Source organism: Bradyrhizobium denitrificans (assembly GCF_013179005.1).
GTDB classification, from domain to species: Bacteria; Pseudomonadota; Alphaproteobacteria; order Rhizobiales; family Xanthobacteraceae; genus Bradyrhizobium; species Bradyrhizobium denitrificans.
The window spans coordinates 70270-87475 of the sequence record NZ_JABFDP010000036.1; the positions used below are offsets into that span (position 1 = coordinate 70270).

General features: G+C 65.4%; 17 protein-coding genes. 4 read left to right on the forward strand and 13 right to left on the reverse strand.

Going from position 1 to position 17206, the window contains the following annotated elements:
• Positions 1-239: 239 nt before the first annotated feature.
• Entirely contained in the window at positions 240-2012 is a 1773-nt protein-coding gene (locus HL671_RS32230) for a D-alanyl-D-alanine carboxypeptidase (RefSeq protein ID WP_172242113.1), read from the forward strand.
• Between the two features lie 233 nt (positions 2013-2245).
• On the opposite strand, the gene HL671_RS32235 is transcribed toward HL671_RS32230, so the two are convergent.
• From HL671_RS32235 to HL671_RS32250, 4 genes are all read right to left on the reverse strand, one after another.
• Positions 2246-2962, reverse strand: a complete 717-nt coding sequence (locus HL671_RS32235) for a DnaJ domain-containing protein (RefSeq protein ID WP_012044787.1) — start codon at positions 2960-2962, stop codon at positions 2246-2248.
• Between the two features lie 106 nt (positions 2963-3068).
• The gene (locus tag HL671_RS32240; RefSeq protein ID WP_172242116.1) at positions 3069-3827 is read right to left on the reverse strand and encodes a vWA domain-containing protein; all 759 of its coding nucleotides are present in this window, start codon (positions 3825-3827) and stop codon (positions 3069-3071) included.
• A gap of 152 nt (positions 3828-3979) precedes the next feature.
• Positions 3980-4867, reverse strand: a complete 888-nt coding sequence (locus tag HL671_RS32245) for an alpha/beta fold hydrolase (RefSeq protein WP_012044789.1) — start codon at positions 4865-4867, stop codon at positions 3980-3982.
• Between the two features lie 488 nt (positions 4868-5355).
• Complete coding sequence (locus HL671_RS32250; protein ID WP_172242119.1) at positions 5356-6276, reverse strand: division plane positioning ATPase MipZ; 921 nt, start codon at positions 6274-6276, stop codon at positions 5356-5358.
• A 257-nt stretch (positions 6277-6533) separates the two neighbouring features.
• Between HL671_RS32250 and panC the strand changes: the two genes are divergently transcribed.
• Positions 6534-7385 (forward strand): pantoate--beta-alanine ligase, encoded by an 852-nt coding sequence (panC, locus tag HL671_RS32255; protein ID WP_172242122.1) that lies wholly within the window; start codon positions 6534-6536, stop codon positions 7383-7385.
• A gap of 8 nt (positions 7386-7393) precedes the next feature.
• Here panC and HL671_RS32260 read toward each other — a convergent pair whose 3' ends face one another.
• From HL671_RS32260 to mgtE, 8 genes are all read right to left on the reverse strand, one after another.
• Positions 7394-7834 carry a DUF1489 family protein gene (locus HL671_RS32260; RefSeq protein WP_172242125.1) on the reverse strand — a complete coding sequence of 147 codons (441 nt, stop codon included), beginning with the start codon at positions 7832-7834 and terminating at the stop codon, positions 7394-7396.
• Between the two features lie 18 nt (positions 7835-7852).
• Positions 7853-8842 (reverse strand): hypothetical protein, encoded by a 990-nt coding sequence (locus tag HL671_RS32265; RefSeq protein WP_172242128.1) that lies wholly within the window; start codon positions 8840-8842, stop codon positions 7853-7855.
• Positions 8843-9119: 277 nt separating this feature from the next.
• On the reverse strand, positions 9120-9311 hold the full coding sequence (locus HL671_RS32270) for a hypothetical protein (RefSeq protein ID WP_012044794.1): 192 nt from the start codon (positions 9309-9311) through the stop codon (positions 9120-9122).
• Between the two features lie 216 nt (positions 9312-9527).
• Entirely contained in the window at positions 9528-10187 is a 660-nt protein-coding gene (locus HL671_RS32275) for a glutathione S-transferase family protein (RefSeq protein WP_012044795.1), read from the reverse strand.
• A gap of 104 nt (positions 10188-10291) precedes the next feature.
• Positions 10292-11188: a hypothetical protein gene (locus tag HL671_RS32280; RefSeq protein ID WP_172242131.1), complete on the reverse strand. Its 897-nt coding sequence runs from the start codon at positions 11186-11188 to the stop codon at positions 10292-10294.
• Between the two features lie 147 nt (positions 11189-11335).
• Positions 11336-12154 carry an aldo/keto reductase gene (locus HL671_RS32285; protein WP_172242134.1) on the reverse strand — a complete coding sequence of 273 codons (819 nt, stop codon included), beginning with the start codon at positions 12152-12154 and terminating at the stop codon, positions 11336-11338.
• A 74-nt stretch (positions 12155-12228) separates the two neighbouring features.
• Positions 12229-12519: a helix-turn-helix domain-containing protein gene (locus HL671_RS32290; protein ID WP_012044798.1), complete on the reverse strand. Its 291-nt coding sequence runs from the start codon at positions 12517-12519 to the stop codon at positions 12229-12231.
• A gap of 81 nt (positions 12520-12600) precedes the next feature.
• On the reverse strand, positions 12601-14019 hold the full coding sequence (gene mgtE, locus HL671_RS32295; RefSeq protein ID WP_172242137.1) for a magnesium transporter: 1419 nt from the start codon (positions 14017-14019) through the stop codon (positions 12601-12603).
• A 109-nt stretch (positions 14020-14128) separates the two neighbouring features.
• Between mgtE and HL671_RS32300 the strand changes: the two genes are divergently transcribed.
• Positions 14129-14965 carry a polysaccharide deacetylase family protein gene (locus HL671_RS32300; RefSeq protein ID WP_246579794.1) on the forward strand — a complete coding sequence of 279 codons (837 nt, stop codon included), beginning with the start codon at positions 14129-14131 and terminating at the stop codon, positions 14963-14965.
• 234 nt (positions 14966-15199) lie between these two features.
• Positions 15200-16381 (forward strand): polysaccharide deacetylase family protein, encoded by a 1182-nt coding sequence (locus HL671_RS32305; protein WP_172242140.1) that lies wholly within the window; start codon positions 15200-15202, stop codon positions 16379-16381.
• Positions 16382-16448: 67 nt separating this feature from the next.
• Here HL671_RS32305 and HL671_RS32310 read toward each other — a convergent pair whose 3' ends face one another.
• Positions 16449-16823 carry a hypothetical protein gene (locus tag HL671_RS32310; protein WP_012044802.1) on the reverse strand — a complete coding sequence of 125 codons (375 nt, stop codon included), beginning with the start codon at positions 16821-16823 and terminating at the stop codon, positions 16449-16451.
• Between the last annotated feature and the right edge of the window lie 383 nt (positions 16824-17206).

The window sequence follows — 17206 nt, forward strand, 5'->3', positions numbered from 1 at the left end:
GATTTCTTTAATCTTTTGGCAACTCCACCGTCCTAACCTCTCCGGTGGTCCCGGCCAGCGTCGGCGGGGACCGTAAAGCTGTTCTAAAACAGCGTCTTAACAAAACCTCAGTTCCGGACTTTCGATTGCAGGGCCGCGTCAGGCCATGCGCGAGGGGTCGGCAGGTCTGATCATAGGGGCGTTCGGCACAATTTCGCCTTACGGGCCGGTGATCACGTCAGAAATTGGACGGGGATTTCATGCTTCGCAAAAACTTGGCTTCCTCGCGCCTGATGCGGGTCGGCGTTTACGGGCTGCTCACCCTGACGATGGCAGCCGTGGTCACCGTCGACAGCGCGGAGGCGCGCCGGCGCCACCGCCATCATCACGCGCGTCACTCCCCCCACAATGATGAGGGCAGCTACAGCCCGGCCTTCGCGTCGATCGTCGTCGACGGCAATTCGGGCGCGGTCCTGACCGCGACCAATCCCGACGCGCTCCGCCATCCGGCCTCGCTGACCAAGATCATGACGCTTTATCTGCTGTTCGAGCGCCTCGACTCCGGCAAGATGAAGCTCGACACCGAAATGCCGGTCTCGGAGCATGCCTCCGAGCAGTCGCCGACCAAGCTCGGCCTGCGCCCCGGACAGACCATCCGTGTCGAAGATGCGATCAAGGGCCTGGTGACCCGCTCGGCCAACGACGCGGCCGTGGTGATCGCCGAAGCGATCGGCGGCGACGAGGACGAGTTCGCCAAGATGATGACGCGCAAGGCGCGGGCGCTCGGCATGAGCCGCACCACCTATGTCAACGCGTCCGGGCTTCCCGCCGACGAACAGATCACGACGGCGCGCGACCAGTCGATCCTGGGCCGGGCGATCCAGGACCGGTTCCCGCGCTATTATCGCTATTTCTCGACCGTGGTGTTCAATTATCGCGGCCAGTCGATCCGCAACCACAATCACCTGCTCGGCAATGTCGAGGGCATCGACGGCATCAAGACCGGCTACACCCGCGCCTCCGGCTTCAACATCGTGACCTCGTTGCGCCGCGGCAACCGGCATCTGGTCGGCGTCGTCCTGGGCGGCCGCAGCGGCGGTTCGCGCGACGCGATCATGCGCAACCTGCTCGCTGAAAACCTGGAGAAGGGCGCCACCAGGCGCACCGTGGCAGCGATCGGCGAGCGCGGCACATCGGATGGCGGCGACACCGCCGACCAGAGCACGGTTCAGATGGCCTCTGCGGCGGCCGACGCCCCGGCGCCGAGCCGCGCGGCCAAGATGATCTCCGCGCTCTCCGAGGCCACGGCCGCGCTGCCACCCTCGCCCCCCAAGGAGACCAAGGTCGAACCCGCGCCGATGACCTCCGGCGTGATCCAGAACCAGCCGATGGCGCTGATCCCCGGCTCCACCGACCCGATGAAGCCGGTGAAGGTCAAGACGGTCCAGGTCAAGGCGGGCACCGTCAAGCTCGCAACAGCCGCACCGCAGCCCGTCGCCCCGGCCCCCGCGCCCGCCCCGGCTCCGGCCGCCTTCGCTCAGCGCGTCGAAGCGGTCGCGCCCTCGCCTCCGCTGGTCCGCGCCGAAGCGCCGCGGCCCGAGCTGCCGGTCCAGCCGGCCGGTCACGGCACCGGCAACGGCATTCTCGGCGTGCTGCCGGCCTCCAGCCTGCCGCCGGCCTCATCGCAGGCGATGGCCTACGCGCCATCACCGCCGCCGGCTCCTGCTCCGACCCAGCTCGCCTCCGCAAGTCCGACGCCCGAACCGATCTCCAAGCCGACCGTCACGCGCAGCGGCTGGATCATCCAAGTCGGTGCACTCGACACCGAAGCCGAGGCGCAGAAGCGGATCGAGGCGGCCCGCAGCTCGGCGCAGGGCCTTCTGAGCAAGGCAGATCCTTTCACGGAGACGGTTGCGAAAGGCGACAAGAAGCTCATCCGCGCCCGCTTCGCCGGTCTCGATCGCGATCAGGCGGAAGCAGTCTGCAAGAAGCTGAAGCGCGCCGACATCTCCTGCATGACCATGCACAACTAACTCACCGAGACACCCAGCAGATGCGGCCCGCGCGACACAGGCGCGGGCCTTTTTGTTTGGCTCTGCGCGAGCGCAGGCGGGACGGCCGAGCGCAAACCTCTCGTCAAGGATTTGCCGCTAGAACTTCTTCACCATGAAGAACGATTGCGCCGGATAACGGCGCAGACCGCGGAGCACACGATGCCGCGGTGCAAGCGGATGTCGGTCTTGTGGCGTTGGTGGCGTTGCCGGAGTTAGCCGTGATGCGTACGAAGCAGAGTATCCTTGGCCTCGTTCACCCGCGCGGCGAGATACGTCGACCCCCCCTGGTCGGGATGCAGTTTCTTCATGAGCGCACGGTGGGCTCGACCGATCTCGTCGCGCCCCGCGCCCGGCTGCAGGCCAAGGATCTGATAGGCCTCCTCGTCCGTCATTTTGGAACTCGCCGCCGCGCGGCGCTGCCGCCCTGCCGCGTCGCCCTGCGCGTTCTGACGCCATCCGGGAAACCGGCGGTCCAGATACGTTTCAAGTAAAGCCACGCTGTCCGCGTCGAGGCTCGGAATCGTCGCCGCGAGCTGCGCCAGATCGAATTCGTCCAGCGCGCGGCCGGCATGCGCGCCGGCGACGAACCGTCCCTCCACGCGACCGCTGTCGTGATCGAGCGTCATCTCGATGAACTGCGAGCGCACGCGCGAGCCTTGACCGCCGGAGCGCTGCGACCCCAGCCCGAACATGTTTCCGAAGCTGCCGAGGCCAGCCGGGCTCCAGCCCAGCAGCCCCGCTCCAAACAGGCCGATGGGAATGGCGACCACCAGCTCGCCCTTGATCCCGGTAAAGGCCGCGGCGGCCAGACAGCCGATGCCCCCGGCGACCTTGATCGCGCGCGCCAGCGCGGCCGGGTTGGCGTTCCGGAACATCTGCAGCAACAGATAGAGGGTGATGACGGCAACGGCGCCAGCGATCAGTGTCATCGCTCGAATATAGGGCTTGTCGGGAAAAAAGGCATCGTGCTGCGGAGAACTCGGGGCGCTAACGCCCTGCCCGCGGCTGCGACCGCGCCCGCCCGATCGCTTGCCGCTACGTCATTTGGCCGAGCAGCAAGGCCGCGCCGGATTCGGCCGCGGCCAGCCGACGCAGAGCCTCACGGCCGCCGGCAGCGTAGGCCGCGGCGGCACGCAACAGATCGCGCAGTTGCGCCGCCGCTCCGGGATCGAACCGGCACCAGGCGCCGCCTGACAACCGCGCCATCTCGCGGAACGCCTGCTCGGCCACTGGGTCGTTGCCCTCCTGGAACATGAATAGCGGCACCTTCAACAGTCCGAGTTCGCCAGCCCTGGCGCACAATTCGTCGACGCTCTCCTCCATCGCATCGCCGACGAACACCACCGCGCGGATTCCCTCGGCGGTCGCGTTGCGTCTGGCCTCGCCAAGGATCTTGCCGATCTGGGTCTTGCCGCCGCGGCAATCGATCTTGCCCATCAACCGCGCCAGCTCGCTGCTGTCGGAAATCCATCCGGTGGCACGACACTCGCTGAAGCCGCGATAATAGACCAGCCTGATGTCGAGACTGCCGAGCGCCGCGGCCTCGCGAAACATTTCCGCCTGCAGCGCGCAGGCCATGTCCCAGGTCGGCTGCCGGCTCAAGGTCGCATCGAGCGCGAAGACGAGACGGCCCCTGGCGCCCTGGGTCGCGGGCGCCATGGCGCGCACCTGAGCAACGAAGGCGGCAATCGCATCGCCGCCAGACGGCTCGGCCTGCGGCAACCGTTCGTCGGACGTCCCCTCAAGCGGAGACGTTTTGGATCCGAAACGAGATTTGGAAGGGACGTCGCTCATAACGCACCTGTTCGATGCGCCTGATGTGGGCAGCGACTCGGCGACCTTCAATGCGCCGCCAGGATCATCGGCTTGTCATGGCGGCGGTCATGGCCGGCGGCACCGCCCGCCGCAAACTCAGATCCGCGAGAGTTCAGGTTCGCAAGTTCAGGTCAGTGCGTCAGCGGCTTGGCCGCGGTGGCGGCCTTGCCGACCGGCGCATAGGGCGCGACCGGTCCCGGATCGAGCAACGGCGTCTTGGTCTTGACCGGGGAGATGGCGCTCGAGCTGTCGCTGTCGGCCAGGAACTTGTCGAGCATGGCCTGGATGGACTGCTTGGCGTCGTCGGGGCCGGTGTCACGCATGTCGTTATGCTGGAAATCGGTGTTCACGACAGTGATGCCGGTCTTCTCGCAGATCTCGTCATCCGGAACGACGCCAGGATCAGGCTTGAACACCGGGTCCTTGGAGCGGAACGAGAGGATCTTGAACCGGCCGTCGGTCACGAACGGCACCCGCAGATTGTCGAGTGTGACCACCTTCCGCACATCGTCCGGATACTGCTTGGCAAAATACATCGAGATGTCGCCGCCCATCGAATGGCCGACGATGGTCAGATGATCGTAGTCGGCATTCGGCTGGAGCTGGCGCATCTGCTCGACGGCGAATCTGATGTTGGCAACGCCGCGCTGGATCTGCGGCAGTCGGCCGACATAGAGCTCGCCCGCCTTGGTCACCATCGGCGCGTCGGTCGGCAGGTCATGCTGAATGCTGACAGCCATGTAGCCGCGCGCAGCAAACACGTTGGCCAGGAACGAGTACTCGGTGAACTTGACGGTGTTGCCGTGGTTGAGGACAGCGACCGGCAGCTTGATCATGCCGGCTTCGGCCTGCATCTCCCTGTCGCGACGCACGGCGATATCGACCTCGACCAGCCGGTTGCCGCGGGAGGAATCGTATAACCGCACCGTCTCGTGGCGGATCGCCCACTTGCTCGCCGTGAAGTAGCCGACGGTGGCCAGAACGCTGACAGACAGAAGAACGGCAATTCCACGCTTCATGTTCGTCCCTCGGGGTCCGCAACCCAAAGTCGCTTGAAACCTGTAAGACTCTCGCAGCCCGTTCTGTTGAATATATATAACGGCCCTGTGACAGAAAGGCTAAATGTTGTGTATCCGACGCCCGTTCGTTGTGCGGCGCACCTAGTTGCTGTGCAACATGGGCCAGCCGCCCTTCCATGAGATTTCAATCGTGAACGTCACGTTCAAATCAGTCAGGAATTTGACGGCAATCTAGCGATTGCGCCCGTTTCCGCCTTGACCTGAGACAAATATGGCCAAAAGCCCGGCTGGCCAGTCCCAGGGCTCACGATGCGGAGCGGTCACCAAACACCGTCGCCCTGATTGTGAGCGCAGCGCTGGCACTCGTCCAGGACGCACAATGTCTCAGGCGACGCCGCGTCTCAGGCCGGTGCCGGGCCGAGCGAACCTTGGTCCCGGCTGGAGGTGTCAAATCAGTCCCGGCTCAAATCAGTCCAGCGCCGACAGGCTCAGGCGCTGATGATGTCGTGCAGTTCAAGAGGCTTGTCGACCTGTGCGAACCATTCGGCGCGATTGGCGGCGCGGCGGCGGCCGCGCTCGTCCAGCGGCAGCTTGAGCTGGCGCAGCAGACTCGTGACCTCCTCCCGGGCCGTGACATGGCCGAGATTGGGGCGGGTGCCGAGCGTCGCCTCGTCGATATCGTCCAGCGCCGTCAGTCCGCGCGGGAAGAATTCGCGATAGACGACGCGCTCGGCGAAGCCGTCGATGGCGCGGAAGCCGAGCCGCAGCGACAGCTCCTTCAGGCCGTCGGCCACCAGCTGCTTGTTGCGCGAGCCGAGCATCGACAATCGGTTCCGGACGACGATCCAATCCGTCATCGCGCCGTCCACCTGGCGGCGCTTGCGCCGGACGTCGCGCACCATCTCGGCATAGTGGCTCTCACCGGTCACCGCATAGGTCGCAGGATCGACGGTTCCGAGCACGTCGAAATCGAGAAAGCTGTCATTGATAGGGGTGACCAGGGTGTCGGCCATCGAATGCGCGAGACGCATCAGGTAGCTGTCATTGCCCGGCGTATCGATCACGATGAAATCGAATGCATGCTCGACGGAGCACACCGCTTCCATGAACTGCTGGAATTCGGCTTTTTCATTCTCATCGATCTGCAACGTCTGGCCGAGCTTGATGCAGTAGTGGGTCGGCAGCTCGAGATGCAGTCCCGTCCGCCGCGCCCAGGCGCTGCGGTTGTTGATGTAATGGGTGAAGCTCTGCTGGCGGGAGTCGAGATCGATCGTGGCGACACGCTGGCCGGCCTTCAAAAGCGCCACGGCAATGTGCAGAGCGGTCGTCGACTTGCCCGAACCGCCCTTCTCATTTCCAAGCACAACCACATGGGCCGAGCCCGATTGTCCCTGGCTAGTCTGCAGCATGTTTTCGACCTCTTACGATCATCTTCGAGTCACGGTCGGTTGCGGTCAAGTGAAATACATCATCATCGTAAATCCACGGGGGCGCATCCACCGCTACTACTTGATGTGCGCGTTTACCTACTCCGCATCGGCTGCGCAGACGTGCTAACAGAGGTGTTCAAGTCAGCTGGGCAGCGTCCTGCCTTTGTTAAGGGCGGTTGCCCGAGCGTCAAGGCCGAACGGAAAGACGGCGATTTTTCCCTGGAGATCGAGCAAAAATGTCACGAACACCACGCGTCGCCCGCAGTCTTTCCGCGCTTCGCCGCGAGCTCGACAGCCTGCGCGCGAGAAAGGCCACCGTTGCGCTCGTGCCCACCATGGGTGCCTTGCATGACGGCCACATCTCGCTCGTGCGACAGGCGAAGCGCCGCGCCGACAAGGTCGTCGTCTCGATCTTCGTCAATCCGACTCAATTCGCGCCGACGGAGGATTTCGGTTCCTATCCGCGCACCTGGAAGGAGGATGTTGCCAAGCTCGCGGCCGAGCGCGTCGATCTGATCTGGCACCCTGACGCCAAGGCGATGTATCCGGATGGCTTCACGACCCGGATCGTGCCGGAAGGCCCAGCCTTGGCCGGACTCGAGGATCGCTTTCGCCCTCACTTCTTCGGCGGCGTTGCAACCGTGGTGGCGAAGCTGTTCGCACAGTGCCGTCCCGATGTCGCGATCTTCGGCGAGAAGGACTATCAGCAGCTCCGTGTGGTGACGCAGATGGCGCGCGATCTCGACCTTGGCGTTCGCGTCGTCGGGTCGCGTACGGTGCGCGAACGCGACGGGCTCGCGATGTCGTCGCGCAATGTCTATCTCAGTGCAGACGAACGCCGCGTTGCGCCGACACTGCACCGTGCACTGAAGGAGCTCGCGAGCCGGCTGCGCGCCGGCGGCGACATGCAGGACGCCCTTCGTGACGGCGCCGCCACAATTACCCAAGCCGGCTTCGACTTGGACTATCTTGAGGTGCGCCACGCCGAGACGCTGGCCCCTGTCACACAGGACGAGTCCGGGCCGAAGCGCATCCTGGTCGCCGCCCGGATTGGAACGACGCGGCTCATCGACAACATCGCGGTGTAGAGGCTGCGCTACAGCAGCCCGAGATCGCGCAACTCGCGCCGCAGCGGTTCCGGCATGGCTTCGAGCCCCGCGGCGCTGGCCTTGCCGAGATCGGCCGGCGCGTCCTCGGGGGTGAGATAACGCCAGCCCTGGAACGGCCGCATCGGCCGCGGCGACACCGCGATCACCTTCGGCTGCATGATCAGGCGGCAACGCCCGATGCCGTCGCCATCCCGGAAGGGCTCGATGCCCACGATCTTCTCACGCGCGGCGACCTCGCCGCGGATGACCCAATAGAGCGAGCCGCCGGCGAGGATCTCGTCGACCCGCTTCGGAGTCATGCGCGTGACATGGACATGCAGCTGCGGCAGGCCCTTCTTCTTGGCCGCGAGCATGCGCTCCGCGATCCATTCCTTCAGCTCTTTGACCGACTCGCAGCCGACGGCCAGCTTGATCAGATGCAGCGGCATGACGCGGTTCGACCAGCCTTATTCATTGTTCGCAGCAGGCTCCGCAGCCTCCGGCGCAGCCTGCGGAGCGGCAGCGGCGGGCTTCGGCTTGGGTGCTGCCTTCTTGGCCGCGGCGGGCGCCTGGGCATGGCTGGCAGCAACGGTCGGCGGCGGTGCCGGTGCAGGAGCAAGCTGGGTGGGTGGCTTCGGAGCCGCCGGCGCGGGCGCGACCGAGCGCGTCGAGGCCGTGGGCTCGGGGTTCATGATGCTGACCGCAGGCGTGTTGGCCGAGCTGGGGAACTCCGCATTGGTCGGCTTGCCGGTCGGCGCGGACGGCGCCAAGCCCGCAAAGGTCCCCGCGGCGGCCGATTGGGCGGTTTGGGCGGCCGGCGCATTCCATTGCGAGGCGTAGCGCGTCACCAGCCCTTCATAAGTCCGGCCTTCCATGTTGTTGACGAGTTGCTGGCGATCGCCGACCGCCCGGAACATCACGCAATCGGTCGGCGTGCAGCGGTCGCGGGTCAGCAGCACATAGGCCATCAGGCCATAGCGGTCGCGCTCTACCGCCCGGCGCAGCGCGAGCAGTTCCGCGGTCATCACCTTGTTGGCGCTCGCGAGGTCGCCCGCCTGCGCGAGGCGGCTCAGCATCGCCGCGGCATAGCTGACGGCGGCGGCCGTCATCTCCGGCGATCCGAACAGGTTCTTCTCGCAATTGGACAAGACCAGATCACCGGCCAGATCATCCACGCAAGCGAGACCCGGCGGCGCAAAGCTGACGGAGGCGGTCGAAGCGGGATCGCTGCCGCCCCGCGCGCCCTGATCCTGGCTTCGCATCATCGACGCCACCGCGATGCCGACGGCCAGCAAGGTGATGACCGTGAGCGCGCCATTGGCAACCGACTTCTCGGCCCTGAGCAGGGTCGCCAGCACGATCAAGGCGAAGAAGCCCGCCGCAGCCACGGTGAGCCACATCGGGAAAGCCGGTGAGTTCAAGAGCTGGTCGAACGAGGAAGGCCAGATCGAAGTCATGCGCGCTGATTCCTGCCGCGGGCCGTCGAGAACGGCCCTGATGGCGTCCTGCGATGGGGCGCCCGTGAAACGATCACCATTCCCAAACCATCACGGCCCCGCCCCATGATAAGACGATTCCAGGCCCGTTGCGGGCACAGGATGGTGCGCAGCTACCCGCTATCCCCAACGCGATCGCACGGCGGTCGTGTTGAGGCATCGCAGCACCAGACTGCGCCGCGGCAAAGGCCGCCTCTCGATCACCGACCGGCCGCGTCCGCCGACGCCGCCGACCTCTTCAAGACAAGGCCAATTGGCTTTCTCTGGCAACCCGCTCAAAGGCTTCCGTCGAGCTTTTGATCCGGTACTGGCAGTCGTCGCCTTCTGTCGGAAGTTGCCGGACGATCTCATAGGTGCCGCTGGCCGCCGGGCGCGAGACGTTGCTCGCGGTGAAATAGACCGTCGTCCCGATCGGGAACTTGTGCTTCAACGCCCTCTCCTGCTCGCGTGCCGGCAAGAGCCCCTGGTCCCGCTGCCCGGGCCGGCGTGTCTTTATAACATTGACGTCTATAGCACGCCGGAGCGGGTTTTGACCAGCGGACTCCCGCCCGGCAACGCGGAGATTGCAAGCTTCTTCAACGAGATGGCGCCGTAACCGGTATTCCTGGACTAACAGGCGGGACCAGGGGCCGATCGACCCTGCCGGTCAGACCTTCTCGACCCGCTCGATGATCCATGTCTCCGCCAGCCCAGCCTCGACCCAAGCGACGAAAGCCGGCATCGCCATCATCGTTTCCATATAGGCCCGCGTCTCGGCCGCGACCGGAACCGCGAAGGTGTGAAAACGGGTGACCACCGGGGCGAACATGGCATCCGCAGCGCCGAAGCGGCCGAACAGGAACGGGCCCCCGCTGCCGTAACGATCGCGGCAATCACGCCAGATGTCCTCGATCCGCGCAATATTGGCCTTGGCATCCGCCGACAGCGCGACCGGACGCACCGGCCGGTGCAGATTCATCGGGCATTCGTTGCGCAGGGCCTGGAAGCCGGAATGCATTTCCGCGCACACCGAGCGCGCGTGAGCGCGCGCCCCCGCCTCGCTCGGCCACAGTTTCGCCTCGGGATAGCGCTCGGCGACATATTCGATGATCGCAAGCGAGTCCCACACCGTGACCGCGCCATCGATCAGGATCGGCACCTTGCCGGCCGGCGAATGCTTGAGGATCCGCGCCTTGTCGGCGGGATCGTCGGTGTAGAGCGGGATCACGGTCTCGTCGAAGGCGATGTCGCAGCCGCGCAGCGCCAGCCATGGCCGCATCGACCATGAGGAATAGTTCTTGTTGCCGACCACCAGCTTCAGCGTCATGTCGCTCTCTCCGTCCTCGTCCAACATCCAGCCGGCGCGGACTCACACGCGGCACGCGCGCCGACTGCAGCACGCATACAGGCGGGCCCCGACGGCGTCGACGATCAGCCGCCGAAATCCTGCGGCGAAAACGACAATTCGAGCACTTTCCACTCGCGATAGCGCGATGACGGCAGCATCGCATAAGGCTGGCAGGCCGCCAGCGCCTCCATCGCGCTCTGCTTCAGCTGCAGCGCCTTGACCGAGGCGGTGCCGGCGATCAGCAACGGCTCGGCCGCAAGTCGCCCATCGGGGGTCATGGCCACCCGCAGCTTCACCATCACATTGTCGGCCGGAGACACCGTGGCGGGCAGACGTGCGCAGGACTTGAGATGGCGGCGAAACACGGCGACCAGATCGTCGGCAAGATTCGTGGTCGCCGTAGGCCCGGCATCGTCGCCCGACCCGTCGCCCGCCGGCGGCAGCGGCGCGAGCGGTGCCGGCAGCCCGAGCATGACGCCATATTTGACCGTGAGATCGGGCTCCGCGGGCACATAACTTGGTGAGGGAGCAGGCACCGGCTTGGTTGCGGATTTGGCGTCGGCCGCTTTCGATTGTGATTTGGCCGGAGGCTTCGTCTCGGCTTTGGAGGATGGCACCGGCGAAGGCTGCTGCGGCGCCTCCGGCGGAACCGGGGGCTTGGGCGTCTCCTTGGCCGTTTCTTTGGCTGCTTCCTTGGCATCCTGCGGCGGCGGGGCGGCCGGCGGCGGAGCAGCGGCCGCGGGCGACGGAGTGGCCGCCGGCTGCGGCAAGGTCAAATCAGGCGTGGGTGATGGCGACGGCGGCGGCGGTTCCGGCGTCTTCTGCGACTCGTCGGCATCGACGATATCGACCGGCACCTCGTCGGCCTTTGGCAACTCGTAGGGCCGCACCACGGTCGAGACCACGATCCCGCCAGCGATCAGAAGGTGCGCCAGCAGGGACGCGGCGATGCCCCAACGGATGAACTGCCAACGTTCCATGCTGCTTCACTACATCCGCGCCTGAGCGAACGCGCGCAGCGCGCGATCACCCCGATCATGCACAGGGCCTACGACGCCAGCCGCCGCGCGGCCCGCCGGCCGCTCCCTGTCACATCGCGCTGTAGCATAAAGACGCGGGCGCCGCCCTCAATCCCATTTGGGCGCGAAGGCGAAGTCGGTCATCCGCCCCCCGGCGCTGCCCATCGCAAAGATGTCGGTCATGTCCTGCTCGGACAGCTCGAAATCGAACACGTCGAGATTTTCGGACAACCGTTCGATCTTGGACGTCCGCGGGATCGCCACGACGTTCTGCTGCACCAGCCAGCGCAGGCAGATTTGCGCCGGGCTCTTGCCGTGGGCGTGGCCGATCCGGGTCAGGGTTGGATCATTCCTGATCTTGCCCTTTGCGATCGGACTGTAGGCGACCATGGCGATGCCATGCCGTGCGCAGGCCTCGCGGATCTTGGTCTGCTCCAGATAAGGGTGATACTCGACCTGGTTGCACACCAGCGGCTCCGGCGACAGCGCCACGGCCTCGTCGAGCAGAGCGACGGTGAAATTCGACACGCCGATATGGCGCGTCAGCCCAAGCGTCTTGGCATGCGCCAGCGCGCCGAGCGTCTCGGCCAGCGGCACGTGTGAATTCGGCCAGTGCAGCAGCAGCAGATCGACGTCGCTGACGCGCAAGCGGACCAGGCTCTCCTTGGTCGAGCGTTCGAGATCGTTCGGCGCGAAATGCGTCGTCCACACCTTGGTGGTCAGGAACAACTCGCTGCGCCGAACGCGTGAGGCGCGCAGGCCCTCCCCGACCTCCTGCTCGTTCTCATAGACCTGGGCAGTGTCGATGTGGCGATAGCCGAGCGTGAGCGCCTGCTCGACGATGCGGGCGCAGGTGCGTCCGCGCAACTCCCAGGTCCCGAGACCCAGGGCTGGAATCCTGGCACCATTGGCATCGATCATCAGCATGGCCGTGCACTCCAGATACGTGCAACATTATGCATGCCACACGCGAACCGTGCCACGCTCGGCCGGTTTTTAGCTTAAGTCTTAGCTAAGGCCGCGAACACGGTATCGGGCGCATGCGCAATGACCGTGAGCAAAGCGCGGGCGGGTCCGCGCGGCATGCGCTTGCCCTGCTCCCAATTGCGGATCGTCTCGACCGGCACGCCGAGCTTGGCGGCAAACTCCTGCTGGGTCAGGTGCACCCGTCGCCGGAGATCGCGCACTTCGAGTGGCGCGACCGGTGCGGTGGTCGCCGGCGCCAGCGGAAACTCGCCGCCGTCGCGCAGCTCCACGATTCGTCCGTCTGCCTTCAGCCGTAAGCGTTGCATGATCCGACTCCGTCTCGGACGACAGTGTCGCCGAGCCGCGTTAAGGCCGGATTAACGATATAAGTCGTTCGGACAGTGGGCTTATTTCAAACCGAACCAGAGCGTCGCGATGCCCAGGAAGGAGAAGAAGCCGACCACGTCGGTGACCGTGGTGACGAAGGTTCCAGAGGCGACGGCCGGATCGGCGCGCACCCGTTCGAGCACCATCGGGATCAGGATGCCGCCAAGCGCGCCGGCCACGAGGTTGGAGATGATGGCGAGCCCGATCACGAGGCCGAGACCCGGCGTCTTGAACCAGGCGACCGCGGCGATGCCGGTAATGAGCGCGAAAGCGAGCCCGTTCACGAGGCCGACCAGCGCCTCGCGCATGACCACGCGCATGGCATTGTTCGGTCCGAGCTCACGGGTGGCGAGCGCCCGCACCGCGACCGTCATGGTCTGGGTCGCGGCATTGCCGCCCTGGCTCGCCACGATCGGGGCGAGCACCGCAAGCGCCACCATCTGCTGCAGCTGGCCTTCGAACAGCCCGAGCACCGAGGAAGCCAGAAAGGCAGTGGCCAGGTTGATCAGGAGCCAGTTGAAGCGGCCCTTGGCGATGGTCCAGAAGCTGTCGGACAGTTCCTCGTCGCGCGACACGCCGCCCAGCGCCTTAAAATCCTCATCGGCCTCCTCCTCGATCACGTCGACGACATCATCGATGGTGATGACGCCGACCAGCCGGTTCTCGGCATCGACCACCGGGGTTGCGACCAGATTGTACTTGCCGAACAGCCGCGCCACCTCGGCGAGATCGTCGGTGACGGTGACGCGGCGGCGATCCTCGTCGATCAGTTCGGCGAGCGGTGCGAGACGCCGGGCGCGCAGCAGCGCGTCGAGCGCAACCGCGCCTTGCCAGTGCCGCGCCTCGTCCACGGCATAGATCTCATAGAAGCGCTCGGGAAGGTCGGGCGTCTCGCGCATGTAGTCGAGCGCCTGGCCGACGGTCCAGGCCGGCGGAACCGCGATGAACTCGCTCTGCATGCGCCGGCCGGCCGAGCCTTCGGGGTAATCCAGGCTGCGTTCGAGGACATCGCGCTCCGAGGGCGGCAGCCGCTCGAGAATCTCCTCCTTGTCCTCTTCGTCGAGGCTTTCCAGCAGCTCGACGGCATCGTCGGACTCGAGCTCGCGAACGCCCTCGGCGACGGTCGCAGGCTCCAGCTCCTCGAGGATCTCCTCGCGGACGGAATCGTCGACCTCGTTCAGCGCCGAGAAATCGAAATCGGTGCCGGTCAGCTCGACCAGACGGACGCGCTGCTCGGGCGCGAGCGCGGCGATCAGGTCACCGAGATCCGCCTCGTGCAACTCGGCGACTTCCGCGCGCAGGAACGCCTCGTTCTCGGCGGCAATCGCCGCCGTGATGGCGTCGATGAACTCCGTGCGAATCTCGCCGGAATCGGTGCGCATCGCGGCGCGATCGGATAGAGTCACACCTGCAGGGGCAACGTCCGATGTCTCGTTCATGACGTGCCTCACGAGCGGAATGCAGAGCAATTGGTCTGATTTGTGCTTTCACGCATTACATAATGGGCAACAGCGAGCGCAACGGGAAAAGATGCCTCGGACGCGACGGATGGCGGGATGGGTAAATGCAGCCGCGATGGCGGCCGCGCTGCTGGTGGGGCACTGCGCCGCGGCTGCGTCCGCCGAAACCTGTCCGCACGAAGGCGCGCTCGGCACCTCGCGCGTGCTGAGCGTGGACCCCAAGCACTATCCGCGCGTCGGGCTGAAGAGCTTCCCTGACACGCTGCCGCTGCATGACGGTGAAGTGGTCCTCACCTTCGATGACGGCCCCTCGCCGCCTATGACCAACAAGGTGCTCGCAGCACTCGCCCGGGAATGCGTGCGCGCGACATTTTTCCTGGTCGGCAAGCCGGCCTCGGGCCGCGCCGCGCTGGTGCAGCGGATCGCGGCGGAGGGCCACACGATCGGCCATCACAGCTTCACGCATGCGCATTTTGCGCACATCACGCCGGAGCAAGCGGTCGAGGAGATCGATCGCGGCATCGCAGCCGACGAGAAGGCGCTCAACGGCATCGAGACAACAACGCCGTCGACGCCGTTCTTCCGCTTCCCCTATTTCGAATCGACGCCGGCCGCGCTGGATCTCCTGGCCTCGCGCGGCATCGCGGTGTTCGGCGCCGATCTCTGGGCCAGCGACTGGAACCCGATGTCGCCGCAGCAGACCCTGAAGCTGCTCACCAGCCGGCTCAACCAGGCCCGCAAGGGCATCATCCTGCTGCACGATCCGCAACCACGCACGGCCGCGATGCTTCCGGCCTTCCTGCGCTATCTCAAGGAGCACGGTTATCGCGTGGTCCATGTGGTGCCGGCCAAGACCGACGAGCCACCGCAGCAGCACAGCGAAAGACCGTCCGGTGCGGCCACGCCGCCCCTGGAAGGCGGTTAATCCACCGTTCAGGCGCGCCGGCTAGGCTGGAACGATGTGCGGCGCCTGCAGACCTTGCAAACCGGCAACAGCCATGCGCAAACCGGAACGCAAGGCGATGTAATGTCGCCGCCACCAATCATCCCTGCTATGCCTTCCTCCCTGTGGCGCGGTGCTATGTCCACGATATATCCGGGACCATCGAGGCGCCTGACCCAAGGGAGTCCGGCCATTGAAGAGAATGCAGGCAGCGTGATGCGTGATCGTGCGTGGGCTTGGGTCGGATCGACATCGTCATGGGTCGCATTGCTGCTCGGCGCCCTGACCGCTGTCGGCTCAGGCCTGGGATCCCCGGGCGCCGCTGCGGCCGAATGTCCCGGCCATCCCAATGCGCTGGGCACGTCTCGCGTCCTGGTTGTCGATCCGCAGGAGCATCCGCGCATCGGCGCGATGCAATACAAGGAGACCTTGCCGCTGCGGGATCACGAGGTGGTGCTGACCTTCGACGACGGTCCAGTGCCAAAATACAGCAATCAGGTGCTGCAGATCCTTGCCGATGAATGCGTCAAGGCGACGTTCTTCACGATCGGCCGCCAGGCCAAGGCGGATCCCGAAGGTGTGCGCAAGCTCGCGGCGGCCGGCCACACGGTCGGCACGCACAGCCAGAACCATCCGCTGAGCTTCAACCGGATGACGCTGGACCAGGTCAAGCCCGAGGTCGATCAGGGCATCGCCTCGACCGCGGCCGCGCTCAGCGATCCCTCGGCGCTGTCGCCGTTCTTCCGCGTGCCCGGCCTGTTGCGCGGCGAGGCGGTCGAGAACTATGCCGGCACGCTCGGCCTGCAGATGTGGAGCGCCGACTTCCTTGCAGACGATTGGCGCAGCATTTCCGGCACCAAAGTCTATGAACTCGCGATCAAGCGGTTGGAAGCGCGCGGCAAGGGCATCCTGCTGCTGCACGATATCCACGCCCGCACCGTCGACGCGCTGCCGAAGATCCTGACCGAGCTGAAGGCCAAGGGCTATCGCATCGTGCATGTGGTGGCGGCGACACCGGATCGTCCGGCCACCCCCACCGAACCCGATGACTGGCTGGTGCATCGTCCATCCGATGAGACGCCGGTCGCCAAATGGCCTGCGATTACGCCGGTCGATCTCGCTGCTGCCGACACCCGTGCCCGCGCGACATTGGACGATTTCGGCGTGCTCGATCCATTGCCGGCATCGCGAGCGGCACCGAAACCGGCGTGGCCGCGGCCAGCGCTACGGCTGCAGACCGCGACAGCGCCCGCCTTGCCGGCTCCCTCGGCCGATCTGTTCGCTTGGCCACCTGCGACACCGCTGACGGCGCAGCGCCGTCAAGTCGCCCGCGTCGAGCGTCCGGCCGTGAAGCCGGCGCCGCGCCCGGTTCGCATGGCCAGCCTGAAGCGGCGCTGAGGCGGGGTTTGCAAGACCCGCCCGAGATTGCTTGATGGGGCTCGTGCGTCTCGCTGCGGGTGCGTGATCAGTTGGTGACGAGCTTGCTGACGCAGAGGATGACGGCCGCTGCCAGGAAGAACAGGTCCATGTAGGACTTCTTCTCGCCATCGCGCCGCAGCGAGCCGACGTCGTTCATGGTCTGCTTGTTGACGACCTGACTGACCGGACCATCGCCGAGCATGCCGGCGAGGCGGCGAACATCGCCTTCGAGCTTTTCGATCCGCCCGAAGAAGTGGAACGAGCGAATGACCGTGACCGCACGCATGCCGGCGTAGAGCAGGATGACCAGTGCGAGAACCGCGCGATTCTGATATTTCTCGATGTAGTTGAGGCTCATATAGACGGCCCCGAGAAATACGAAATTGGAAACGAAGCGGTAGGCTAGGCCCGCGAAGTTCATCTGCTCCCCCACATGATGTCCGGATCACTGGCCGACAACAGAACTCACGAACCGCGTTCGCCCCCGCGTTCCGGCCCAACCAGCGCGACCCTAGGAGCGCTGGCTTGCGAATTCGTGAAGTGGGAGATTTTGACAGAACCGACCGGCTCGCTTGGTAAACGACTGGCTGAGCTTTGCAGCCGGCAATTGAAGCCTATTTAGATCACTCCTTTTCGAACCTTGCTTTGCAACAGCCGTGCGTGGACGCGCCTAGGTCGTGGACTCAAACCGCATCCAGAGGCGGGTTGAGGCGAGCAAGACGGCGGAGAGGAAATTGCGAGCGCTCTTATCGTAGCGGGTCGAGATGCGGCGGAAATGCTTCAACTTGTTGAAGAAGCGTTCGA